Origin of the sequence: Roseovarius aestuarii (assembly GCF_019966515.1) — a bacterium.
GTDB classification, from domain to species: domain Bacteria; phylum Pseudomonadota; class Alphaproteobacteria; order Rhodobacterales; family Rhodobacteraceae; genus Roseovarius; species Roseovarius aestuarii.
The window spans coordinates 118,865-142,307 of record NZ_JAIMIB010000013.1; the positions used below are offsets into that span (position 1 = coordinate 118,865).

The window sequence follows — 23,443 nt, forward strand, 5'->3', positions numbered from 1 at the left end:
AGGTCAATCTAGGGGATACGCTGGCGAGCGACGAGTTAAATAAGCGCCCATATGCCGGAGCGGGCCCTGATTGCAGCCGGCGGCACTCACGGCCCCGGAAACTCAGGCCAGCGAAAGCTCACAAAACCCTGAAGTATGAGGCGGATGCAGATGCCATCTATCCCGCCGACCCGGCCCGTTCCCCAAGATCGCCCACCCACCAGCTTTGGTCCGGGCCGCGATAAATCGTGATGTGATCACCCTGATCCAGCGCGTAAAGATCCCTACCATGATGCAGCAGGCTCTGGCCGGCATTTCCCTGCCCATCCCGCCAGGTCAGTCTTGTGTCGGGGCATCCGGGCACCCGGATCGCGGCGCGGCGGATACCAGTTACGGTCGCCCCGTCCCGCCTGCCATATTCCCGGGTCCGGATGGCATCAACACTGCGTCTGCCCACCACCCAGAGGCACAGCAACCAGACGATCCCGACGCCCAGCGCAAGTGTCGATGTTGTACGCGCAGCGGAATGGTACCAGTTCCCCACCAGTTCGATCGTGCGCGGATCGTCGGGCAGATAGCGCAAGCTCACACGGTCCCCGCGCATGGCTCGCAAATATTCTGTGGCGTTGACCAGGCGCTCCTGCATCACCACCTCTCCGGCATGTGTGGGATAGCGCAGGGTCATCCAGTACGAGGTCGACAGGCTGCCATCCGGGTTGCGTGTCCGGGCGAACCGTTTGTGGCTTATGGTGCCGTTCGCTTGCCGTCCTTCGTCATCGAAACGCCGCGCCAGATCGGCATCTGACGCACTGACCAGCGACAGGCCGACGAAGACCAGCCCCAGCATCACCACAAGCCAACCGCCCATGCGCAGAAACAGGCGAAAGATCGGCACCGGCTTTTCCTGAACGACCATAACCATAGGGTCAGACTTAAGTGATTCCGGCCGCGACACAAGTCATCCGCTCACATGCAGGCGCGTGCAGCTTGCCCCCACACGCGCCTGCTCTGGGATCAGCTCGGCCCAGGAAGAAAAAAACCGGGCGATCCGCAATCGTTTTGTTTACAACCCAAAACTCAGTTATTCGGCACCTCCGTCGGGCTGTCCGGATAGCTGTCACAGACACCATGCCCCCCTATGGACCACTGGCAGACGGCGTTCAGAATGACCAAGGCGAAATCGATCTGCGTCGCCCTCATCTACGATCCGCCAAACCCGTCGAACCTGTTCGGATCGGTCTCATCGTTACCTGATTACGACCCAGATGGTCAGGCCTCTGTCCGATGATCGAGCCAACCCTGGCTACAGCGTGTAGAATAAATCCTGCCAATAACATCACGAAAACCTTCTCTTCGGCCGTGTCAGAAAATCTGACTCAGCCGCATCTACAGGATAACCCTAGAGCAAGGAGAGATTCTCTCCAAAGTATATTTTTATCAATCATTACTCTTCTATAGGTTGTTTACCTTCCCAGCATTCCAACCCTGCGAAAGACCCAGACCAACAGCACGCCAAGGACGACCAACCCGCCCGTGACGATCCAGAAGGCCGTCGGATTGTCCGCCCCCGGCATCCCACCCACATTGATGCCCAAAAGGCCGGTGATCAGGCCCAGCGGCAGAAAGATCGCCGCCACCACCGACAGGATCAGCATCTGCCGGTTCATCGCCTCGGCGCGGGTGTCCATGATCTGGTCCTGCACCACCTGTGCCCGGTCGCGGATCGCGTCCAGTTCCTCGGCCAGCCGTGTCATCCGCTCGGTCGCCTCGCGCAGCCGCGTGCGCCCCTCGGGCACGATCCACGGCAATTCCTCGATCTCGAAGGTACTCAGCGCGTCCCGCTGCGGCGCCATGTGACGCCTGAGCAGGATCGACGCCCGCCGGATCGTACCCAAATCGAACCGGGACGATGCGGAAATCCCGTCGATCACCTGATCTTCCAGCACATCGACCTTCTCGTTCAGCCCCGCCACCACAGGCTCGGCCCGGTCCGCCAGCCTGAGCGCCAGCCGCGCCACCAGTTCGGTCGGATGATCCGGCCCCTGCCCGCGTTCGACCTCGGCCAGCACATCGCCTACCGCCATCAACCGCCTGAGTTGCACGGTGATCACCAGCTTCGCCGTGATCCACATCCTGAGCGAGACCATATCTTCCACCTCGTCGCCCGGATTCAGGTTCACCCCGCGCAGGTTCAGCAACACGCCCTCGCCATGCAACGTGCAGCGCGGCCGTGTTTCGGGCGCCAGCAGCGCTCGCCTGACCAGCGGTTGCAGCCCGGCCGCTTCCAGCCAGTCCCGCGCACCCTCACGCGCCAGATCCGCATGAAGCCAGACAAAGCCGGACGCGTCAGCATCCAGCCCGGCAACATCGTCTGCGCCCGGCTCGATCGCCTTCGCTGCGCCACCCGCATCGATCCGCCATTGGTGGATACCGTCCATCGCCCTGCCTCCGCTTGCCTGTACCCACAGTTTGCGATGGATTTGTCCACCTGTCACGCAGACATAAGAAAATACCAGCGCCGCCTTTCCCTTACTGCCTTCATTCGCTAGACGTGCGGTCAGTTTTACGAACCTGCAGGACAGACCCATGGCGATGGAAAAAACCTTCAACGCGGCCGAGGCCGAAGCCCGTCTCTATGAGGCCTGGGAAAAGGCCGGATGCTTTACCGCCGGGGCCAATGCCAAACCGGGCGCGAATAGCTTCTCGATCATGATCCCGCCGCCCAACGTCACCGGCTCGCTGCATATGGGCCACGCTTTCAACAACACGTTGCAGGACATCCTTGTGCGCTGGCACCGGATGCGCGGCTTTGACACACTCTGGCAACCCGGCACCGACCATGCGGGCATCGCCACGCAGATGGTGACCGAACGTGACATGATGGAACATCAGGAACCCACACGGGTTCAGATGGGTCGCGAAGCGTTTGAAAAGCGCGTCTGGCAGCAGAAAATCAAATCCCGCGGCACCATCATCGGGCAATTGAAACGCATCGGTGCCTCCTGCGACTGGTCGCGCGAAGCCTTCACCATGTCCGGCGCGCCTTCGGCCCCAGAAGGCGAAGAGGGCAATTTCCACGACGCCGTGATCAAGGTCTTTGTCGAGATGTACGAGAAGGGCCTGATTTATCGCGGCAAGCGACTGGTCAACTGGGACCCGCACTTTGAGACCGCGATCAGCGACCTTGAGGTCGAAAACCTCGAAGTTGCGGGTCATATGTGGCATTTCAAATACCCGCTCGCCGACGGTCAGACTTACGAATATCTGGAGAAAGACGAAGACGGAAACGTGCTCTTCCGCGAGACCCGCGATTACATCTCGATCGCCACGACCCGGCCCGAGACCATGCTGGGTGACGGCGCGGTGGCGGTGCATCCGTCAGATGAACGCTACGCGCCAATTGTCGGAAAACTATGTGAAATCCCGGTGGGTCCGAAAGAGCATCGCCGCCTGATCCCGATCATCACCGACGACTACCCTGACCCAGATTTCGGCTCGGGCGCGGTCAAGATCACCGGCGCGCATGACTTCAACGACTACCAGGTCGCCAAGCGCGGCGGCATCCCGATGTACCGGCTGATGGACACCAAGGCGAACATGCGCGCCGACGGCGGCGCTTACGCCGAAATGGCCGAGGTTGCGATGGCCGTGGCCAAGGGCGAGCGGGAACTGACCGAGGCCGAGGCCGACACGATCAACCTTGTCCCCGACGACCTGCGCGGGCTGGACCGGTTCGAGGCGCGCAAACGCGTTGTCGATCAGATCACGTCCGAGGGTCTGGCCGTCATGGTACCGGGCGAGCCGAACGAAGACGGTGAAACCTGCTTCGACGGCGGCATGGTGGCTTTTGTTGAATCAAAACCGATCATGCAGCCCTTCGGCGACCGCTCCAAGGTGGTGATCGAGCCGATGCTGACCGACCAGTGGTTTGTCGACACCGACCAGATCGTCGGCCCGGCGCTGGAGGCGGTCAAGGACGGCACCGTGAAAATCCTGCCCGAGTCGGGCGAGCGCACCTATTACCACTGGCTGGAAAATATCGAGCCCTGGTGCATCTCCCGCCAGCTCTGGTGGGGGCATCAAATTCCGGTGTGGTATGGGCCGACAGTTGAGCGGGATGGCTTTGTAGATGAGAAAGGCACGCCAAATCGCTATCTTAGTTGGAATAAACTTGTTCCATTTTGCGCACCCACCGTTCGTGAAGCAATAGCCAAAGCAAAGGTGTATTACGGCTCTTTGGACGCGCTACTTCCTACCTTAGATTGGCCAATAATCGTGAAAGAAGAAGAGGCTAAAAGCCAAGATGGTGCGCTAGATCTCGCTACGATTGGTGAGCATGAGTTTGACGATGTCCATCCAGTATATCTTTACCGCGACCCCGACGTGCTCGACACCTGGTTTTCTTCCGGGCTCTGGCCGATCGGCACGCTGGGCTGGCCCGAGGAAACCGAGGAGCTGAAAAAATACTTCCCAACCTCGGTGCTGGTCACCGGGCAGGATATCCTGTTCTTCTGGGTCGCTCGGATGATGATGATGCAGCTTGCGGTGCTGGACGACAAAAAACCCGTGACCGAGCGCATCCCTTTCCACGATGTCTACCTGCACGGCCTCGTCCGCGATGCCAAGGGCAAGAAGATGTCGAAATCCGTCGGCAACGTGATCGACCCGCTGGAGATCATCGACGAGTTCGGCGCCGACGCGCTGCGCTTCTCCTCCGCCGCGATGGCGGCACTTGGCGGCGTCCTGAAGCTCGATATGGAACGCATCAAGGGCTACCGCAATTTCGGCACCAAGCTCTGGAACGCTGCCCGCTTTGCCGAGATGAACAATGCGACGGGCAGCGACGGCACCCTGCCGCAACCGACTGCAACGGTGAACAAATGGATCATCGGCGAGACCGCCAAGGTGCGCGAGCAGGTCGATGCGGCGATGACGGGCTACCGGTTCAACGACGCGGCAACCTCGCTTTATGCCTTTGTCTGGGGCAAGGTCTGCGACTGGTATGTTGAGTTCTCCAAGCCGTTGCTGCTCGATGGCGATGACGCAACCAAGGCCGAAACCCAAGCCACCATGGCTTGGGTCATCGACCAGTGCCTGATCCTGCTGCACCCGATCATGCCCTTCATCACCGAAGAGCTTTGGGGCACGCTGGGCGAGCGCCAGAAAATGCTGATCCACGCCGACTGGCCGACCTATGGTGCGGAGTTGGTCGATGCGGATGCCGACCGCGAGATGAACTGGGTGATTTCCCTGATCGAAGCCGTGCGTTCAGCCCGCCAGCAGATGCATGTCCCCGCCGGGCTGCATATCCCCGTGCTGGTCAGCGAGTTGGACGCGGCCGGACAGGCGGCGTGGGATGATAACGAAGTGATGATCAAGCGCCTGACCCGGATCGACAGCCTGACCCGTGTCGACAGCTTCCCCAAGGGCTGCATCACCGTCGCGGTCGAAGGTGGTAGTTTCGGCCTTCCTCTGGCGGATATAATTGATATCAATGAAGAAAAGGCGCGCCTTGAGAAGACGCTTGGTAAGCTGGATAAGGAATTGGGCGGGCTGCGTGGACGGCTCAACAATCCGAAATTTGTCGAAAGCGCCCCGGAAGAGGTGGTGAGTGAAGCCCGTGAAAACCTCGCCCTGCGCGAAGAGGAATACGGCAAGCTCAAAGCAGCTCTGGACCGCCTAAATGAAATCGACTGATCCCGCCCTAGCTTTGCTGGCACGAGGGGCGGTACAAGGTCGCGCCGGCTTCGCCAGCACTCGGCGCCTGCGGCGGGCGGGAGGGGCTCGCTGCGCTCGCCCCGGTGGATGATAAGACGTTACGCTTAAAATTTCGGTTTGCGGCGCGCCATGTTGGCAGCAATCACTTCCATCTGGTGAGGCGTGCCAAAGAGGCCGGCCTGTTCGCGGCTTTCAGCCAACAGGATCATATCTTCATCCGCGCCGCTCTCTGACACTGCGATCAAGCGTTTCGCCGCGCGGATGGCTGACGGGCTTTTGCCGGCAATCTCCTGCGCCATTTCCAGCGCCGCTGCCTGCGGATCGTCGGATAGCTCTGTCACCAGGCCCCAATCGCGCGCCTGATCCGCGGCGACCGGTTGGGCAGAATAGACCATGCGCCGGATCACGTCGCTGCGCACAAGGCGTGGCAACAGGACCATCCCGCCCATATCGGGAATGAGGCCCCATTTCATCTCCATGATCGCCAGCTTGGCGTCTGGCGCCGCGATGCGGATATCTGCCCCAAGCGCCAGTTGAAGCCCGGCCCCATAGACCGCCCCGTGCAACGCCGCGATAACCGGCACCGGAAGGCGGCGCCAGACCATCGCCACCTCCTGAAAGATATTGGTATTGCCGTGGGTACGCGGCATCACCAGCGCCTCGGGATCGCCGGCTGCGAAGTTGGCGAAGCTCATGACATCGAGACCCGCGCAGAATGATTTCCCTTCTCCCGACAGCACCACGGCGCGGATGTCAGACTCCATCAGGCTCTGACCGGCCCTGACAATGGCCTCGGCCATCTGCGGATCGACGGCGTTCATCTTGTCGGGGCGGGTCAGGGTAACCCGGGCAATGTGGTCGGTGATATCGACGGAAACACGGCTCATGGCACTCTCCTTTGCTGGCGCCATGAAAGCCTAAATACCGAGGGCCCGCTAGAGGAACGTCAGGGCACCACGCGTTCGATCGCGCGCATCATACCCAGCGATTTGTCATAGACTAGTGTCAGAATCCTGCGACCGCCGCTACGGGTTGCGATGGTAGGAAGGACGCGGGTTGCGCCTGCGGCCACGCTTGCGGCGATAAAGCCTCGCCGGGTGAGTTTGGGCATGTACGCCCTCCTTGGTTTCGGCATGTATCGCTGCACTTAACCACATCTGCCTTATTTTCAAGGTCTTGCGCGGCGCGGCCCGATGGCGTTATCTGCAGAAATGACGGGACCGCGCTACACAAAACTTGTCCAAACCCTGTCTGCCTCGGTGCCCTTTGTTGGTCCGGAAGAGCAGGAACGCAGCCGTGGTGCGCCGTTTCTGGCACGACTTGGGGCGAATGAGAATGTCTTTGGCCCCTCGCCCAAGGCCATTGCCGCCATGCAGAGCGAGGCTGGTGATATTTGGAAATATGGCGATCCGACAAGCCATGACCTGCGCCACGCATTGGCCGCGCACCTGGGTGTCGGGATTGAAAATATTGTTGTGGGTGAGGGTATTGACGCGCTTCTGGGCTACCTGGTGCGCCTGCTGGTCGAGCCCGGTGATATGGTCGTCACCTCGGAAGGCGCCTACCCGACCTTTAATTACCATGTCGCGGGATTTGGCGGTACGCTGCACAAGGTGCCCTATGCGGCGGATCGCGAAGACTTGGAGGCGCTATGCGCCAAAGCTGCACAGGTGAGGGCAAAGCTGGTCTATCTGGCAAATCCCGACAACCCGATGGGAACATGGCATCAGGGGTCAAAAGTTGCCGAAATGCTTGATCGGCTACCCAAGGGATGCCTGCTGCTGCTAGACGAAGCCTATATCGAATTTGCGCCTGATGGAACCGCGCCGGAGATCAACGTGGAAGATCCACGCGTGATCAGAATGCGCACATTTTCAAAAGCTTACGGCATGGCCGGGGCGCGCGTGGGCTATGCGTTCGGCGCGGCGGAGCTGATTGCCAGTTTCGATAAGATCCGCAATCATTTCGGCATGAACCGTGCCGCGCAGGCGGGTGCGCTGGCCGCGCTGCAAGATCATGACTGGCTCGCCCAAACGCAGGAAAATGTCGCCATAGCCCGGCAGCAGATTACCCGCATCGCCCATGAGAACGGTTTGCATGCCCTGCCGTCGGCCACGAATTTCGTCGCGGTGGATTGCGGACATGACGGGGATTTCGCGCGTCAGGTCCTGCATGCACTGGTCGACAAGGGTGTCTTTGTACGCATGCCCTTCGTCGCCCCGCAAGATCGCTGCATCCGTGTCAGTTGTGGCCGACCCGAAGACCTATCGGTTGTGGCACAGCACCTGCCTGCGTCGCTGACCGATGCCCGCCGCCAGCAAACGGCTCGCGGAAAATTAACCTGACAGTTGCCTTTTCTGCGCTACACTCAGCGCATGAGACGTGGAAACCTGCCCGCCGCCCCAAACTACACCAACGCCGCTCTGGTGATGGGCTTGGTCAATTTATTGTGGATCTTCATGGTGCTGTGGGCCGCATTTGGCTTGCCGATCGTTCTCATCGTCGGTTTTCTGTTAGACAAAATGATTACGCGGCTGGACCAAAACGGCTGATTTTGCAAACCAGTATCGACGCATCGACAACCAAGGTCCGTTGCGTTGACGTCGCCCAAGGCACGTAAGGAAAACGACCGCCAGTCAACGGAGGCAATCCCTGCGTTGCGGCTTGTGTTATACGAGCCCCTTGCCTAAATGGAAACGGCACGGGTCAAGGCGACCCAAGACGGAGCACGCAGACCTTATGAAGCTTTTCAAACGCATTGCCGATTGGGAACGTCGGCTGCGTGCCCACTACAACACCGATCTGTCGTCGCCTGAAAACCGCCGCCGGGCGCATATCTACAATCTGTGGTTCGATCACGCGGTTCTGCGCAAAGTCTGGACCAATTTTTTCCCCGTGGCCCCAGGAGTTTATCGCTCAAATCAACCCACCCACAAGCGCTTCGTCAAACTCAAGAAAATGGGCATACGCTCAATCCTGAACCTGCGGGGTGCGGCCGGTGCAGCGCATTACCTTGTGGAAGAAGAAAGCTGTCGGGAGCTGGGCCTGAAACTGGTGAACTGCACGCTTCACGCCCGCTATGCCGCCCCGCGTAAGGATATTCTTGGGGTGATCGACGCGTTTCGCACGATCGAAAAACCCTTTGTAATGCATTGTAAATCGGGCGCGGATCGGGCCGGGTTTGCCAGCGTTCTGTATCTTCACGTGATAGAGGGGCGTCCGTTGAGCGAAGCGCGCAAGATGCTGAGCTTCAAGTACCTCCATCTCAGCTGGTCTCGTACCGGCATTCTGGGCTTTATCTTTGACATGTATGAGGCACGAAATGCGCGTGACCCCATCGAATTCGAAGAATGGGTTGCCACCGAATATGACAGCACTGACGCACAGGCGCAGTTCGACGCCACCCATAAGCCCAAATTCTAATACCGCCGCGCCAGACGCGCCGGATCGGCCCCCCCCAAATAACGCAGGAGCAGCGACAGGTTACGCCCCCCACGCCGGAGCCATCCGTCGCGCTGATACCGCGCGGCACTGGTGGTCACGCTGAGGGGTAACATGTGTAACCGCCCCTTTAGGGCGCTGGCCAGTGCGACATCCTCCATCAGTGGCATATCGCGATAGCCGCCGATGGCGTCGTAATCGGCACGTGACACCAGCAACCCCTGATCGCCATAGGGCAACCCAAAAGCCCGCGATCGCAAATTGGCCCAACCTGCAACAAGCGAGGGCGAGACACCTCTGATGTCGAATTTCAGCCGGAAATAGGCTGGCGATCCTAACTCGATCTGCTTTGCTATACACTCCGCCCATCCCGCAGGCAGTTGTGTATCCGCATGAAGGAACAAGAGCCACGCACCCTTCGCCGCCTCTGCCCCGCGCCGAAGCTGCCCGCCGCGGGATGGCGCACCCTCGATCACCCTTGCCCCCGCCTCACAGGCGATCTTAAGTGTCGCGTCAGTCGACCCGCCGTCCGATATTACCAGTTCGCGGATCAGCCCGGCCTCGACCCCTTCCATCAGCGAAGCAAGAGCCGTGGGCAACGCATCGGCGGCGTTCAGCGTCGGGATAACCACTGACAATTTCGCGCGCATTTCCGACCCCTGTTGCGGTTGCTGCTTGGACCTATATTACAAAGACAGCCAATCTGGGACAGGACAATGATGCGCGCGATCCATGAAATCACCGGCAATGATGCGAAAAGCTTTTTACAGGGCCTGATCACCAACGATATTACCCGTCTGGATCAAGGACTGGTTTATGCCGCCATCCTGACACCGCAGGGCAAATACCTGGCGGATTTCTTTCTACTCAGCCACGGCGACGGCATCCTGCTGGACGTCGATACCACGATTGCGCCCAGCCTGATCCAGCGGCTGAACATGTACAAGTTGCGCGCCGATGTAATGATTGCGGAATCAGGTCTGAAGGTCATGCGTGGCACGGGGCCAGCGCCAGAAGGTGCCCTGCCCGACCCACGACACCCCGCTCTGGGGTGGAGGCTTTATGGCGATGCCGCGGGTGACGATGGCAGCGATTTCGACGCCATTCGCGTGACCCATTGCATCCCCGAAACCGGGATCGAGCTGACGCCCGACACCTTCATCCTCGAAGCCGGATTTGAGCGCCTGAATGGGGTGGATTTTCGAAAGGGCTGCTATGTCGGGCAGGAAGTCACGGCACGAATGAAACACAAGACCGAACTGCGCAAAGGCCTGGCGACGGTTCGGATCAACGGATCGGCCCCGGTCGGCACAGCCATCACCGCCAATGGCAAACCCGCAGGCACTCTTTTCACCCAATCCGGGGATCGCGCCATCGCCTATCTGCGGTTTGATCGCGCCACGGGCCAGATGCAGGCAGGCGACGCGACAATAACCAAAGAGTGAGAAGGAATACCGCCCAGCCCGTCACCGAGCCCAAAATACTCAAACGTCACGCGCGTTCGGAATATTCCATCGTTTCGGTATTGACCACGATCGCCTCGTCCGATCCCACAAAGGGCGGCACCATGACTTTGACCCCGTTATCGAGGATCGCGGGCTTGAAGCTATTGGCCGCTGTCTGGCCCTTTACCACCGGCTCAGTCTCGACCACCATGCAGGTCACTTTCTGCGGCAAGGTCGCGTTCAGGGCTTCTGATTCGTAAAATTCTACCGTGATCGTCATACCGTCTTGCAGGAATGGGCGCCGATCCCCGAGAATATCAGCCGGAAGTTGTATTTGTTCATAGGTCTCGGCATCCATGAAATGCAGCTGACCATCGTCCTCGTAGAGGAATTGCTGATCCTTTTGTTCCAGCCGCACCCGCTCAACCTTATCGGCGCTGCGAAACCGCTCGTTCAACTTGGAACCGTTACGCAGATTACGCAGTTCAACCTGCGCAAAAGCGCCGCCTTTTCCGGGCTTTACGTGGTCAACTTTCACCGCCGACCACAGCCCGTCATTATGTTCGAGAACATTCCCGGGGCGGATTTCATTTCCGTTGATTTTTGGCATTTGGCAAAACCTTGTCGAAAGGTTGATCGAAGTTTGGCATACCCTATATCTGGGGACATGACAGGGCGCAAGACGACGATATCTCGTGCTGCAAGTGCGAAAGCCATGCGTTAGGCGCATGGAAGCTATGCATTATAGGCCTATCCGAATCAGATAAACATCGTCATAAAGGGCGCCACGCCGAAATTACAAGAGCAAAGAAAACAAGGACGAACCATGAAGGATTTCGTTGACGGCACAGCCTTCAAAAGTGAGCAGGGCAATCGTGCACGTAAACTCTTCGCAGCCGTGGTACTGGCTGCGCTGGACGACGCCATTTCTGACGACAAGAAATATGGCAATGGTCCAGAACAGATCGCCCGCTGGGCGCGCTCGCGCGATGGTCGCGAGGTGCTGACCTGCGCCGGGATCGACCCGAACGAACGTGTCGTTTCGGGGCTTATGGAATTTGTGTCAAAAGGGGTGCGGACATCCGTGGCCCTCTCACGCGAGGAAAGTGAACGCCGCAATGCGGCCGCTCAGGCCGAAGCTGCCTGAAAAACAGAAGCCAGAACGGTTTCCGAAAGCCCTGCCTCTCGGCGGGGCTTTTCGTTTTTGCGGCACCTGCCCTGACCGCGTCTATCCAGGATTGCCATCGAACTTTCGCGTATTACGTGTGCTCTCAACCCAGGGCAATGCCGACGCGTACCAGCATTCGAATACTGGCTCTATCTCACGCTTTTGATGCATGGTACCTGCGCGAATATTATAGAGAGGCGGTGTTTCGCTGTCTTCTGATGAATAGATCGAAGAGCTGCAATTGCCGCAAAACGCCAGTCGGCGACGATTGCCGCTGTCGGCCGTTTTCACATAGATACGCGGCGACCCTTTCGTGATCTGAAAGGTCTCGCCCGCCGCCATCGCTATGACGTGATAGGCCGATGCCGATAGGGACTGGCAATCGGTGCAATGGCAGATACCGACCTTGTCCGGATCAAGCTCGGCCTCATATGTTATTTCTCCGCAATGACATCCACCCGTGATCTTCATACTTCTTCCTCTTTCCCCGTCATCAGGTACCGCCTAAGGCAAAGACATACGCCCAGATGAACACCGGGCTCAGTTGCATCGCGGCCACCGCACAGATCATGGCACGCGACCGCAGGCTGCCAAACCGGAAAAACAGCACCACGCATAAACCAAACGAGACCAGCATCTCGATCGGGCCGACAATACCACCATAGTGGCGATTGTCCCAATAGCTCAGCGGGCTGTGGAACACCCAGTCGCTGAGCGGCCAGAAATGCGCCCGCCCGTCATCATGGTGCAGGGGAAAATCAAAAGCCAGATGCAATAGCCCCGCCGCCGCAAACACCATCGCGGCGGGAGCGCGAAACCACCAGGCCAAGACCAGGCCAATGCCCCACAGAATAAACGAGTTATCAATCCTGAAAACCGTCTGCCAGGCATCGGAAAAATAGAGCGTGTCGAACACATAGTGCGGGCTGAGCCCCATCACGAAAAGCGCAAAACCTGCCATCAGATAAAGCGACAGGTCGGGTGCCAGCGCCCCTGCCAGCGCGGCAACCGTTCGGCGGCGCTCGTGCGGGCGGGCGAAGGCGGCGGCGGCAAAAATCAAATGCGCAGGTGTATTCATGACTTCCCCTTCGCACAGCTCGCGCGTATCACCCCGATATAAAGGACGAGGCAGACCATGACAAAAGCTATCATGATCCAGGGGGCGGGCTCGAATGTGGGCAAGTCGATGATCGTGGCTGGCCTGGCGCGGGCTTTTGTCAATCGCGGCCTGTCGGTGGCGCCATTCAAGCCACAGAACATGTCCAACAACGCTGCGGTAACACCAAACGGAGGCGAGATTGGGCGGGCGCAGGCGCTTCAGGCGCTGGCAGCCCGGCGCGAACCTCATACCGATATGAACCCCGTGCTGCTGAAACCCGAGACCGAGACCGGGGCACAGATCGTCGTGCACGGACAGCGCTGCGCCACACTCAGGGCTGCGGACTATGGCAAGCAAAAAGCCAAACTGATGCCGGCGGTGCTGGACAGTTTTCACCGCCTTTGCGCCGAAGTTGATCTGGTCCTGATCGAAGGCGCTGGCAGCCCGGCCGAGATTAATCTGCGATCAGGTGATATCGCCAATATGGGCTTTGCCGAAGCCGCAGGCGTCCCTGTGGTGTTGGTGGGTGACATTGACCGCGGCGGCGTCATTGCCCAGATCGTAGGGACGCAGGCTATCCTGCCGATGGCAGATGAGAGGCGTATTAAAGCCTTTTCCATCAACAAGTTTCGCGGTGATCCTGATCTTTTTAATGAAGGCCTTAAAGAAATCATTACCCGGACTGGTTGGCCGCCGCTTGGCGTCATACCGTGGTTCGACGAGGCCTGGCGGCTTCCGGCGGAAGATGTGCTTGATATCTCCTCAACCAGAGGCGGCAGCTTCAAGATCGCGGTACCTAGGCTGGCCCGCATTGCCAATTTCGACGACCTCGATCCGCTCTCTTCCGAACCGGATGTGAGTGTTGAGATTATCCAGCCCGGGCAACCCCTGCCCGGTGATGCCCATCTGGTGCTGATCCCGGGCAGCAAATCCACCATTGCCGATCTGGTGGATTTCCGCGCCAATGGCTGGGATATCGACCTTACGGCCCATATCCGGCGTGGCGGACATGTGCTGGGCCTGTGTGGCGGGTATCAGATGCTGGGCCACAAGATTGCCGATCCTGACGGAATCGAAGGCACCCAGACTGAGATAGAGGGATTAGGTCATCTGGATATCGTGACGGTCATGAAGCCGCAAAAGCGACTATCACTGACCCAGGCCACCTACACGGCTACTGGCGATGGGGTGGAAGGCTATGAAATACATCTGGGCGAAACCAGCGGTCCCGATTGCGCGCGCGCGTGGCTGTCGGTTGCGGATCGGCCCGAAGGTGCCGCCAGCGCTGATGGCCACATTCGCGGGTGTTACCTCCACGGTCTCTTCACCGCCGATGCGTTTCGCGCTGCGTTTCTTGCTGAAATGGGGGCCAGCTCGCGACTGACTTATGCGTCGGATGTAGATGGCACACTGGATGCGCTGGCGCATCATCTAGAGAAACACATGGATCTGGATAAATTGCTGCAACTTGCAGCCCCGCCATCGGCCTAGTCTGGTCGTTTGATCAGTCCAGTTCCCGACTTGCCAGAGCGCGGTGGATTTCGCGACGCACCAGCTTGCGGACGTTTCGGGTAATCCGTTCTCCCAGAGCGCCCTGTAGCTCCTGCCGCACGATATCGCTTACCATGTCACGCAGCATCTCCTCATCCAGCAAGGCCTCTTCCTTTGCCAGTGCGGCCTCTCCCAACTCTCTCTCAACCGATGCATTCAAGGCCCCCTGGAGCGCAGCGGTTGCATGTGAGCGGAACTCGAACGGCATGCTTTCAGCATCAAGAAGTAAGGTTTCGTTTGGCGGCGCGGCGCTCTCATCACCCTCATCGTCGCGCAGTTCCGCATCGACAGCGTCTGAAACTTCCTCTGCCACAGGATTTTCAGGAGCTTCTGTCTCCGATGAGGCTTCCGCCGCGGTCGCCCCCCCACTCAGCATACCTTCGCTGGGCTCATCCGCCTCCATTTGCTCATCTTGATCGAAAATCGACAGTGGATCATCAATCACAGTAGCGTCGTCCGGCGCCTGATCATCTTCGTCCTGCCACGGGACAGGGCCACCAGACACGGCGGCATTTTCGTCCTGCGTTGTTCCGTCAGGATCCCATTGATCTACGGTTTTCGCAACAATCGCTTCGAATTCTGCTGCCCTGCGCTGCAAGTTGTTCGCGGTATCCTGATCGGGCATTTGATCTTCGAGCTCCGGGCTTTCAGCTAAGTCGAGCGTCAAATCACCATCCGCATCATCGTCGTCCGATGCATCCGTGGCGCTGACCTCTTCTTCGACATCCGGATCACCATCAATACCTTCCGAGAGGCTGCCTTCAGGCTCTTGCAACGCATCATCGGCACTCGGCTCAGCATCGCTGCTTGCTTCAGCCTGTCCGTCCTCTGGTACGTCCGTTTCCTTCACAAATGCCAGAAATTCATCACCATGCTCAAGCGCCTGTTCTGCTGCGCTTTCAACCGATGCGCGCTCCGACACCCCGTCATCCGATCGTGAATCCTCCGAAATCCCTGAAGTATCTCCTTGTTCTTCTGGGGCTTCCTCTGCGCTCGACGCGCCTTTTCCGACCGCATCATCAATCCTGAGAGACGGTGTCAGTACCAACTTGTCCGTAGCGTCCGCCCCAGCCTCAGGCACTGCGCGCTCTACTCGGTCAGACGTGGACACCAGCCTGCGAATGGACGAAAGAACATCCTCAATTTCCACGTTTGGTACGGGTTTCGACATATTGGTTACCACTCTTGCCTGGACACAACTTAACGACGCCCATCTTCTCACACAACAGATTAGAGAAGGTTTTAATTTTTACCCAAGGCCCGCAAAACCCTGTCCAGTTTCTTGCCCTGCTTGCTCCGTTTCACCGGCGCATCTTTGACCAGATTGTAATAAGCTGTCGGATCATAGGTCTGCACCCCGAGATTCAGATCCTTTGCCGTCAACTCTCCGGTTGCTGCCAGAACGCTGTAGGCCGCGATATAGACATCGACCTGGGCCGAAACCAGGTTGGCGCGGGCATCCAGCAATTCTTGTTCGGTATCTAGCACGTCAAGCGTCGTTCGGGCGCCCAGCTTGGCCTCTTCGCGGACACCGCGGAAAGCAACAGTGGCCGCGCGTACGCCCTCCTCGCCCGCAACGGTCGCAGCCTGCGCGGCACGCAGGTTGGCATAGGCATTGCCAACATTCTGCTGCACCTGATGGCGCACAACATGCAGCGCACCGCGCTGCGCATCGCGCTGCGCCATCGCCTGACGGGTTGCGGCGCTTAGACGTCCACCTTGATAAATCGGCCCACCGATCTCGACACCGACCGAGCCATTGCGGGTATAGTCGCTGCCGCCAATTTCCTCTCCCGCACTCAGTCTTGTGGTCAGGTTGACGGTGGGTTTCATCGCGGCCTGAGCCACCTCTATATTCAAGTCGGCCGCCGCGACATTGTGCTGCGCCTGTAACATGTCCGGATGCCGCCGAACTGCCACGGCCTTGGCCGCCTCGACATCGCCCGACAATCGCGGCAGCCGCCCAGGCGGCACCAGATTGCCGGGTTTACGCCCTACTGCGGCACGAAATTCTTCGATCGATTGCACCAGATCACCTTCTGCCAAGGCAAGACCGCTTCGGGCATTGGCAAGACGGGCTTCGGCCTGCGCGACATCGGTGCGGGTCACTTCCCCCACTTCGAAACGATCTTTCGCGGCGCGAAGTTCCTCTGTCAGCAGGCGCAGGTTGTTCTTGCGGATCGCCACAACCTCGCTATTGCGCCGTACATTCATGAAGGCGGCAACGGCGCGCTGCAGCACCTGTTGCTCCACCGAAATCAGCCCCTGGCGCGTAGCCAGAACCAGCTCTTTCTGCGATTCTATCTGCAGCCGAGTGCGCCCGAAATCATAAAGCAACAGCTGACCGGTAATGCCCACGTTCACATCTGTCGAGTCCGAGTTGACGGTACCGTTCGCGTTGCGATTGCGGCCAAAAGACCGCGTCAGATCAGCGGTCCAGTTGATGATGGGGCGCAGCCCCGACACTGCAATGGCCACATCCTCGTCGGCAGCCCTGAGCAGCGCCCGATTCTGCTCCAACAACCCGCTATGCTCGTAAGCATCAGCCAGCGCGTCGGCCAGCGTCTCGGCACGCGCAGTCGCCGACACGCTCAGCCCGACAATCACGGCCAGCCCGGCAACCCCAATCTTCACCCAAATAGCTCTCTTCACTAAAACAGCCTCCAACTGACCAGACCCTGCTGATCTAGAATGCAAATGCCGCGTGCTTTTCAAACCCCGGTATCACCGGCGCCCCGGCGTTGAACGAAAATCGCCAATTGATCCTGCCATCAATTTTATAGCCGATCCGGACAGCGCCAAGCGCGCCTTCCATGAACAGACATGCGATACGGCCGCCATCCTTCAACTGATCGCTCAAAGCCGCGGGAAGATCTTCGACCGCCCCTTGCACGGTAATGACATCATAGGGGCCGTGTTCAGCCGCCCCCGCTGCCAATGAGCCTTCGTGCAGAATGACATTGTCGGCACCGTGCTCGGTCAGCAATCCCTGCGCTTCCGCGACCATTTCGGCGTTTTCCTCAGTCGCCACGACTGCCTCAGACATGCGCGCCATTATTGCGGCCGAGTACCCCAGAGCGCTCCCTATATCCAGCACTAGCTCATTGCCATGAAACTCCAATGCATCCAGCATCTTGGCCAGCGTTCGCGGCTCCAATATAACGCGCCCGGCGCCCAGGTCGATATTTTCGCCCATATAGGCCGCCTCGCGAAGATGGCGCGGCACGAAGGCCTCACGCGGGACAGACAACATCGCGTCGATGATTGGAAACTTCGTTACATCCGATGGGCGAACCTGTGTATCGACCATGATGGTGCGGCGCTCGGCATAGTCAGTCATCAGCTAAACTCTTGCGTTCGGAATCCTTGCTGATGGTTTTGACACAGAACCCCAGCGTGAACAATGCCTGCGCGCGGCGATTTCCTGCCTCCGGCCTCTTGCGCAGTCAGGGGTGATCAGATAATCGACGTCCACCACGACGGCGGCGAGTTGGCGGAGTGGTGACGCAGCGGATTGCAAATCCGTGTACACCGGTTCGATTCCGGTACTCGCCTCCATTTAATTTCAATGACTTACGATGTTTTCTCACCAAACCCTAGAGCTCACAGAGTGTTCTGGGGGACATATGGGGGACAATTGGTGTGGCTTGGGCATCATTTCCGTGAAGGATAGCGACCAAGACAAACTGATACAGTGGTGCCGGATTACCAATTGACCGCGATACTGATGCAGGTACCGCTCTAAACGACAATGTTGATCGTCGCTTCGGTCCCGGTTTCACCCTGCACAAACTCCATTGACACCGCATTAGCCTTAACTTTGGACATGCGGTTGAATAGCCCGTCGCGGGCATTGTTCGGATCGCCTTTGATGTAAAACTGCGTGGTCAACAACTCGCGATTGCCGTCAAACACCTTTACGTGAATATGGGGCGTGCGTCCGGGGTAGATTGTCGGCTTAATCGTACGGAACACGTAGTTCCCACCATCATCCGTTACGTCATGACCAAAGCCTTGGAAGGCCTGGTCAAAGTTTACACTGCGGCGGTCGCGTGGGTGCATATAGTTGCCATCCATATCGCATTGCCAAATTTCGATGCGATGTCCCGAAAGGGGTTGTCCATCGCTACTAGTGATTGTCCCACGCAGTGTGAAGACTTCGCCACCCGCTTCTTCAACAAGTCCCCTAATCTTGATCAGGTCATTATCTATATCGGACGTCCGCATGGTTGGGGTTGGATAATACGGGCCTTCTGTGGCGTTTGGTGTCAGCACTGCCGCAGCGGCTTTTGAACCCAACGTACTGGTGCCCATCAGTCCTGCTATTCCGCCTAGCAGGCTACGGCGGAACTTTTCGTGCTTTTTCATGACGTGATCCTTTCCCGCGCAAAAGGGGTGCGTTGGCGATATCTTCGTATTTAGTCATTGTTGAACGATGATACCACGTAAGCGGAGACAACCCCCGCCACCTAATCACCTAAAGCTTCGAAGAGCGCTGCAAAAGCTAAGCACAGAACAGTGCCTACAATAACAGTTGGCCTGTAACCATATAGCCAAACACACGGTTGTCGTTATCGCGGAACGCTTCGGGATGGCACCTGTTCGCTGCTGGCTTACAGGAAAGAAGAACCGCGACCGCTGGATTGGCGTTTGCAACTTGGGCGAAGATGAAATCGGCGCTCTGGCGATTGCAGCAGGCCAGGCGCGTGATTGCCCCCGCTATTCAGGTGGTAGATACGCGAAGTTTGAGACGAAGCGAAGCCGAGCACATAGCCAACACGGGTATTGCAAGTAACGACGCTTCGATCCTTTTCCAGCATATAGGAACGGTGGCGGACCTGGGGTGAGGTTGAAGAAGTGATAGCCGGGCAATTGTTTAAACGGGCAAACTATTTTCCTGAGCGTAATACTAATAGTCGCCTTGAAACAAAAGTAGGTTGAAGTGACGCGTTTGGTTCATCTTCATTAAAGACAAACGTGTCTTCAGTGATGTCGAATTGACCAACGACCGCGCTACATTTCTTGGAACGTGAATTCAAAAACTTATCCATGAGTAGAAGTGATCCAATTGAGTTAACTTTGATTGGATAGGAGGCGTCTTAAATGGGCTAGATTTTTTGAAACCAAAACCATTAATGAATCTCTTGCGTTTTGACAGGCGAACTGTCGCACAAAAAGCCCTGTCCACAGCGAAATAACGCCTTGGCTTCTATCACGAGGATTTTCTCAATTTGAGAAAACTTCCCTAGGTTGCGATGCTCGACAGAACCTCGCTTAAAACTATGCACAAATTGACGCCCACCCATCAAATGAGAGAATCAACAAGACCTATCTCCTGCACCCACGAAGCCAATTTCCGCCCAGGGCTCTTTCCTGTCATCTGACGCAGTAAATCGGGTTTTTCCGCAGTGGATGGCGGCTTTGCGGACTAAGCAGACTCGAGCAGTTGCAGCTTGTGCTTATGCAGAAAATTGCCGCGGTGGCAGCGGCGCAGTTGTGGCAATGCAGTGGAAGTCACCAGATCGGTCATTCAATTTGGATGGGTCCAACCGAAACCAAACCGAATGTTCGCGGCACACGACCCAATCACACAAATACGCGGGATCAGCTATCGTTCAGACGCTTCTATGATCGCAATCTGCGAGGAGCTCAATAGGGTAACGGCAACGCCACACCCACAGCCTTCTTCATGTGCGTTACCTCCAAATCAGATAGGGCACATTGTGAAAACGACCGATCACGCAATCTGCCTATCCTTGAACACGTTTCACTTACTCAAGCCCAATCGCGGCACACGTATTTGATCTCAGTGAACTCTTCCATGCCCAGTCGCGCTCCTTCGCGGCCCAGGCCGGATTGTTTGGTGCCACCAAAGGGGATTGGCGCGCCGGTGACCTTGGTGCGGTTGACCGCAACCATGCCAAATTGCAACGCGCGCGAAACGCGGTAGATGCGCCGCGGGTCGTGGCTGTGCAGATAGGCGACAAGCCCGTATTCAGTGTCATTGGCGCGGGCGATCACCTCGTGCTCAGTGCCAAATGGCGCGATGGCGGCCACCGGGCCGAATGTCTCTTCCGACATGATTGCGGTATCTGGCGGTACATCAGTCAGCACGGTTGGCTCGTAAAACAACGGCCCCAACGCATGGCGCGTACCACCACAGGCCAGTGTCGCGCCCTTCTCTAGCGCGTCAGACACATGCTCTTCCTGCTTGCGCACGGCTTTTTCATTCATCAGCGGGCCGATATCCGGATCATCCATGCCAACTCCGATACTTAACCCTCGTGTCGCTTCGGTAAATCGGGCGCAGAATTCCTGGTAGATCGGGCGTTCCACGAAAATCCGGTTGGCGCCCAGGCAATCCTGCCCCGAGGTGGCGAACTTGGCCTTGATGGTTTCGGACACGGCGACGTCCAGATCGCATCCCTTGAAAACAATGACAGGGGCGTGCCCGCCGAGTTCCATCACCAGTTTTTTCACAGTGCTGGCGGATTGACGATAGAGAAGCCGACCAATTTCGGTGGAGCCGGTAAAGGAAAGCGCCCGCACGCGCGCATCCTTTGTCCAAGGTTCAACCACAGTTGCGGAACGACCGGTGATCACATTGAAAACCCCCGCTGGAACACCGGCACGCTCGGCCAGTTCCGCGAGCGCAAGCGCGGAGAACGGCGTCTCGCCAGAGGGGTGTGCTACGATCGTGCAACCCACCGCCATCGCCGCTGCCGCCTTGCGGGTCAACATCGCCGATGGGAAGTTCCACGGTGTGATCAGCGCCGCCACGCCAACCGGTTCCAACCAGACCTCGACCTCAGCGTCGGGCAGATGGCTGGTGACACCTTCGATATTTGGGCGCTTGGCTTCCTCGGCGTAGAACTCCACGAACGAGGCCGCATAGTCGATCTCCCCTCGCGCCTCGGAGAGGGGTTTGCCTTGTTCCAGCACCATGATCCGGGCCAGGTCTTCTTTATGCGCCAGCATCAGTTCGAACCAGCGCCGCAGGATGGCCGAGCGTTCCTGTGGCAAGAGACCGGACCAGGCGGGAAAGGCGACCTGGGCGGCATTAACGGCGAAGGACGATTCCTCGGATGATAAGCTTGCCACTTCGCCGATAATTTCGCCGGTTGCCGGATCGGTGACAGGTATCGTCTTGCCAGATCCGGCTGCACGCCATTTGCCATTTACATACGAAAAACAGCGCACCAGAGATTTGTCTGCAATATCATCGCGGGCAATGAGCGTTAAATTGGTCATGAGAGCCTCCCCTAGTGGTGGCAGATTCTCCTGCATCCAAGGCAAATGATGGGACCAAATGAGCGCCAATATTCAGAGGATTCTTCTGCTCCCTCCCTTCGGGGCAGAGATTTGATCCTCCACTCCTGCAATCAGCGATATGGGCGGAACGGCAGGTCCCTTCACAGGCTTGGTGACGATGTAGGTATAATAACGCGACAGGCCGATGCGGGCATCCAGCATGTCGTCGATCAGGCGCTGATAGGCATCTATATCGCGCGTCACGATCTGCAGGAAATAGTCGAACCCACCGCCAAGCGCCCAACAGGCGACCACTTCTTCGTAGCGCTGCAGAGCGGCCTCGAATTTGCGAAAACTGGCGGCGGTGTGGTCGGAGAGTTCCGCCGATGTGAAAATCGTCACGTTCGGGCCAAGCTTGCTCAGGTTGATCTCTGCGCGGAAGCTTTCGATCACCCCGGCCTTTTCGAGCTTTTTCAAACGCTCCCAACAGGGCGTGGGCGACAGCCCGACCCGCTCGGCCAGGGCCGCCTTGGTGATGCGGCCCTCAAACGAGAGCACCCGCAATATGGCTAGATCACGGGCATCAAGCCGCATAGGACCCCCCTCTGGTCAACCCAGCCTAACCGACAGCCATGCCGATCACGGCGGCGCAGTCGCCTGCCTTGATCAGGCCGGGGAAATGGCGGCTGATCAGCAGGCCCGACACTTTGGCGCGAAATTCGATGGGTTCGACACCCGTTCGTTCCACGGGCCAGACGCGGGCGACTACGTCACCTTCGCTGACGGGATCACCCAGATCGACCATGGGCTCATAAAGCCCGTCATTTTCCGAGAACACAAAGCAATCGCCGTTCGGCATGTCCAGGCACACGGTCGGATCGATCTGCATCTCACCTTTCAGAATGCCCACATGGATCAGCACGTTGCGCAGGCCCTTCTTTGCGATGGCAATCGACCTGGCCGTGGCCGAGCCGCCACCGCCCAGCTCAGTCGAGACCAGCACCTTGCCCATCTCTTCGACCGCCGTGTCGTACATGCCGACATTGTCGATCTCCAGAAGCTGCACCGAATAGGGCGCGTTGAACGCGGCCATCGCGGCAAAACAGGCGGACTCGAGTGTCTTGTCCTCGAGAATATGCGCCGCCGCGAATGGCACGAAATCCAACGTCTTGCCCCCCGAGTGGAAATCCACCGCCATGTCCGCCAGAGGCAAGAGGTAGCGTTGGAAATAGTCCGCGATCTTCTCGGTGACCGTGCCATCGGGACGGCCTGGGAAAGATCGGTTCATATTTCCGTTGTCGATGGGCGAGGTACGCAACCCCGCGCGGTAGGCCGGGTAGTTGAAGGCGGGCACGATGATCACCCGTCCGGAGATGTCCTCGGGCTTCAGCGTGACCGTCAGTTCCTGCAGGGCAACCGGACCTTCGTATTCGTCGCCGTGATTGGCGCCGGTTAGCAGGGCCGTTGGACCCTCACCGTTTTTGACCACAGTCAGCGGGATCATGATCGAGCCCCATGCGCTGTCATCGCGGCTATAGGGCAGCCGCAGGAAGCCATGGTGGATGCCGTCCTGATCCAGAGGGATGGTCGGCGAAATCGGATTTGGTTTCATGGACTTCAGACCTTCACGACCATCTTGCGCGGCACATTGGCCAGGCATTCATGGCCGGTTTTGGTGATGCGGATGCTTTCGGTGATCTCGAAGCCCCAATCCTCCATCCAGAGGCCGGTCATGAAATGCAGGGTCATGTTTTCCTGCAAGACCGTCTTGTCTCCGGGGCGCAGTGAGAA

General features: G+C 58.2%; 23 protein-coding genes, 1 tRNA gene and 1 pseudogene. 9 read left to right on the forward strand and 16 right to left on the reverse strand.

The annotated features are described in order from the left end of the window. Positions 1-157: 157 nt before the first annotated feature. Positions 158-901, reverse strand: a complete 744-nt coding sequence (locus LC334_RS15570) for a DUF3592 domain-containing protein (RefSeq protein ID WP_085801355.1) — start codon at positions 899-901, stop codon at positions 158-160. Between the two features lie 243 nt (positions 902-1,144). On the opposite strand from LC334_RS15570, the gene LC334_RS23085 reads away from it, so the two are divergent. Continuing rightward, complete coding sequence (locus tag LC334_RS23085; RefSeq protein ID WP_263286532.1) at positions 1,145-1,267, forward strand: hypothetical protein; 123 nt, start codon at positions 1,145-1,147, stop codon at positions 1,265-1,267. 175 nt (positions 1,268-1,442) lie between these two features. Here the strand turns inward: LC334_RS23085 and LC334_RS15575 are convergent, their stop codons facing one another. After that, entirely contained in the window at positions 1,443-2,417 is a 975-nt protein-coding gene (locus tag LC334_RS15575; protein WP_085801380.1) for a zinc transporter ZntB, read from the reverse strand. 148 nt (positions 2,418-2,565) lie between these two features. On the opposite strand from LC334_RS15575, the gene LC334_RS15580 reads away from it, so the two are divergent. Next, positions 2,566-5,676 (forward strand): valine--tRNA ligase, encoded by a 3,111-nt coding sequence (locus LC334_RS15580; RefSeq protein WP_085801356.1) that lies wholly within the window; start codon positions 2,566-2,568, stop codon positions 5,674-5,676. Between the two features lie 125 nt (positions 5,677-5,801). Here the strand turns inward: LC334_RS15580 and LC334_RS15585 are convergent, their stop codons facing one another. Further along, positions 5,802-6,584, reverse strand: a complete 783-nt coding sequence (locus tag LC334_RS15585) for a crotonase/enoyl-CoA hydratase family protein (protein WP_085801357.1) — start codon at positions 6,582-6,584, stop codon at positions 5,802-5,804. Positions 6,585-6,643: 59 nt separating this feature from the next. Then, positions 6,644-6,808, reverse strand: a complete 165-nt coding sequence (locus LC334_RS15590; protein WP_085801358.1) for a Tat pathway signal protein — start codon at positions 6,806-6,808, stop codon at positions 6,644-6,646. 100 nt (positions 6,809-6,908) lie between these two features. On the opposite strand from LC334_RS15590, the gene LC334_RS15595 reads away from it, so the two are divergent. The 3 genes from LC334_RS15595 to LC334_RS15605 all read left to right on the forward strand — a co-directional run bounded on the left by LC334_RS15595 (position 6,909) and on the right by LC334_RS15605 (position 9,120). Continuing rightward, on the forward strand, positions 6,909-8,042 hold the full coding sequence (locus LC334_RS15595; RefSeq protein WP_085801381.1) for a pyridoxal phosphate-dependent aminotransferase: 1,134 nt from the start codon (positions 6,909-6,911) through the stop codon (positions 8,040-8,042). 3 nt (positions 8,043-8,045) lie between these two features. After that, the gene (locus LC334_RS15600; protein WP_223413025.1) at positions 8,046-8,249 is read left to right on the forward strand and encodes a hypothetical protein; all 204 of its coding nucleotides are present in this window, start codon (positions 8,046-8,048) and stop codon (positions 8,247-8,249) included. Positions 8,250-8,436: 187 nt separating this feature from the next. Continuing rightward, entirely contained in the window at positions 8,437-9,120 is a 684-nt protein-coding gene (locus LC334_RS15605; protein ID WP_085801359.1) for a tyrosine-protein phosphatase, read from the forward strand. On the opposite strand, the gene LC334_RS15610 is transcribed toward LC334_RS15605, so the two are convergent. Continuing rightward, positions 9,117-9,788 carry a TIGR04283 family arsenosugar biosynthesis glycosyltransferase gene (locus tag LC334_RS15610; protein ID WP_085801360.1) on the reverse strand — a complete coding sequence of 224 codons (672 nt, stop codon included), beginning with the start codon at positions 9,786-9,788 and terminating at the stop codon, positions 9,117-9,119. The two genes, LC334_RS15605 and LC334_RS15610, sit on opposite strands and share 4 nt — an antisense overlap. A gap of 66 nt (positions 9,789-9,854) precedes the next feature. Here LC334_RS15610 and ygfZ point away from each other — a divergent pair, with 66 nt between their 5' ends. Further along, positions 9,855-10,583, forward strand: coding sequence for a CAF17-like 4Fe-4S cluster assembly/insertion protein YgfZ (ygfZ, locus tag LC334_RS15615; RefSeq protein ID WP_085801361.1), 729 nt, complete (start codon positions 9,855-9,857; stop codon positions 10,581-10,583). A gap of 46 nt (positions 10,584-10,629) precedes the next feature. Here the strand turns inward: ygfZ and efp are convergent, their stop codons facing one another. Then, positions 10,630-11,193 carry an elongation factor P gene (gene efp, locus LC334_RS15620; RefSeq protein WP_085801362.1) on the reverse strand — a complete coding sequence of 188 codons (564 nt, stop codon included), beginning with the start codon at positions 11,191-11,193 and terminating at the stop codon, positions 10,630-10,632. Positions 11,194-11,409: 216 nt separating this feature from the next. On the opposite strand from efp, the gene LC334_RS15625 reads away from it, so the two are divergent. Further along, positions 11,410-11,730, forward strand: a complete 321-nt coding sequence (locus LC334_RS15625) for a DUF6280 family protein (protein ID WP_085801363.1) — start codon at positions 11,410-11,412, stop codon at positions 11,728-11,730. An 81-nt stretch (positions 11,731-11,811) separates the two neighbouring features. Here LC334_RS15625 and LC334_RS15630 read toward each other — a convergent pair whose 3' ends face one another. Continuing rightward, on the reverse strand, positions 11,812-12,222 hold the full coding sequence (locus LC334_RS15630; protein ID WP_085801364.1) for a GFA family protein: 411 nt from the start codon (positions 12,220-12,222) through the stop codon (positions 11,812-11,814). Positions 12,223-12,244: 22 nt separating this feature from the next. Next, a complete protein-coding gene (locus tag LC334_RS15635) occupies positions 12,245-12,829 on the reverse strand; it encodes a cobalamin biosynthesis protein CobQ (RefSeq protein ID WP_085801365.1) in 585 nt (194 codons plus the stop codon). A 57-nt stretch (positions 12,830-12,886) separates the two neighbouring features. Here LC334_RS15635 and LC334_RS15640 point away from each other — a divergent pair, with 57 nt between their 5' ends. Then, positions 12,887-14,341, forward strand: coding sequence for a cobyric acid synthase (locus LC334_RS15640; RefSeq protein ID WP_085801366.1), 1,455 nt, complete (start codon positions 12,887-12,889; stop codon positions 14,339-14,341). Between the two features lie 13 nt (positions 14,342-14,354). Here the strand turns inward: LC334_RS15640 and LC334_RS15645 are convergent, their stop codons facing one another. From LC334_RS15645 to LC334_RS15655, 3 genes are all read right to left on the reverse strand, one after another. Beyond that, positions 14,355-15,572, reverse strand: a complete 1,218-nt coding sequence (locus LC334_RS15645; protein ID WP_139836453.1) for a prolipoprotein diacylglyceryl transferase — start codon at positions 15,570-15,572, stop codon at positions 14,355-14,357. Between the two features lie 71 nt (positions 15,573-15,643). Then, entirely contained in the window at positions 15,644-17,035 is a 1,392-nt protein-coding gene (locus tag LC334_RS15650) for a TolC family outer membrane protein (protein WP_085801368.1), read from the reverse strand. A 52-nt stretch (positions 17,036-17,087) separates the two neighbouring features. Beyond that, positions 17,088-17,741: a protein-L-isoaspartate O-methyltransferase family protein gene (locus LC334_RS15655; protein ID WP_085801369.1), complete on the reverse strand. Its 654-nt coding sequence runs from the start codon at positions 17,739-17,741 to the stop codon at positions 17,088-17,090. A gap of 144 nt (positions 17,742-17,885) precedes the next feature. On the opposite strand from LC334_RS15655, the gene LC334_RS15660 reads away from it, so the two are divergent. Continuing rightward, a tRNA-Cys gene (locus LC334_RS15660) sits at positions 17,886-17,959 on the forward strand. A 183-nt stretch (positions 17,960-18,142) separates the two neighbouring features. Here the strand turns inward: LC334_RS15660 and LC334_RS15665 are convergent. The 5 genes and pseudogenes from LC334_RS15665 to LC334_RS15685 all read right to left on the reverse strand — a co-directional run. Continuing rightward, positions 18,143-18,769 (reverse strand): dioxygenase family protein, encoded by a 627-nt coding sequence (locus LC334_RS15665; RefSeq protein ID WP_085801370.1) that lies wholly within the window; start codon positions 18,767-18,769, stop codon positions 18,143-18,145. Between the two features lie 1,407 nt (positions 18,770-20,176). Beyond that, on the reverse strand, positions 20,177-21,652 hold the full coding sequence (locus LC334_RS15670; protein WP_085801372.1) for an NAD-dependent succinate-semialdehyde dehydrogenase: 1,476 nt from the start codon (positions 21,650-21,652) through the stop codon (positions 20,177-20,179). A 72-nt stretch (positions 21,653-21,724) separates the two neighbouring features. Further along, positions 21,725-22,246 carry an Lrp/AsnC family transcriptional regulator gene (locus tag LC334_RS15675; protein WP_085801373.1) on the reverse strand — a complete coding sequence of 174 codons (522 nt, stop codon included), beginning with the start codon at positions 22,244-22,246 and terminating at the stop codon, positions 21,725-21,727. Positions 22,247-22,271: 25 nt separating this feature from the next. After that, on the reverse strand, positions 22,272-23,264 hold the full coding sequence (doeB, locus tag LC334_RS15680; RefSeq protein ID WP_085801374.1) for a N(2)-acetyl-L-2,4-diaminobutanoate deacetylase DoeB: 993 nt from the start codon (positions 23,262-23,264) through the stop codon (positions 22,272-22,274). Between the two features lie 5 nt (positions 23,265-23,269). Next, positions 23,270-23,443, reverse strand: a pseudogene (locus LC334_RS15685) (ectoine hydrolase DoeA); the annotation flags it as partial.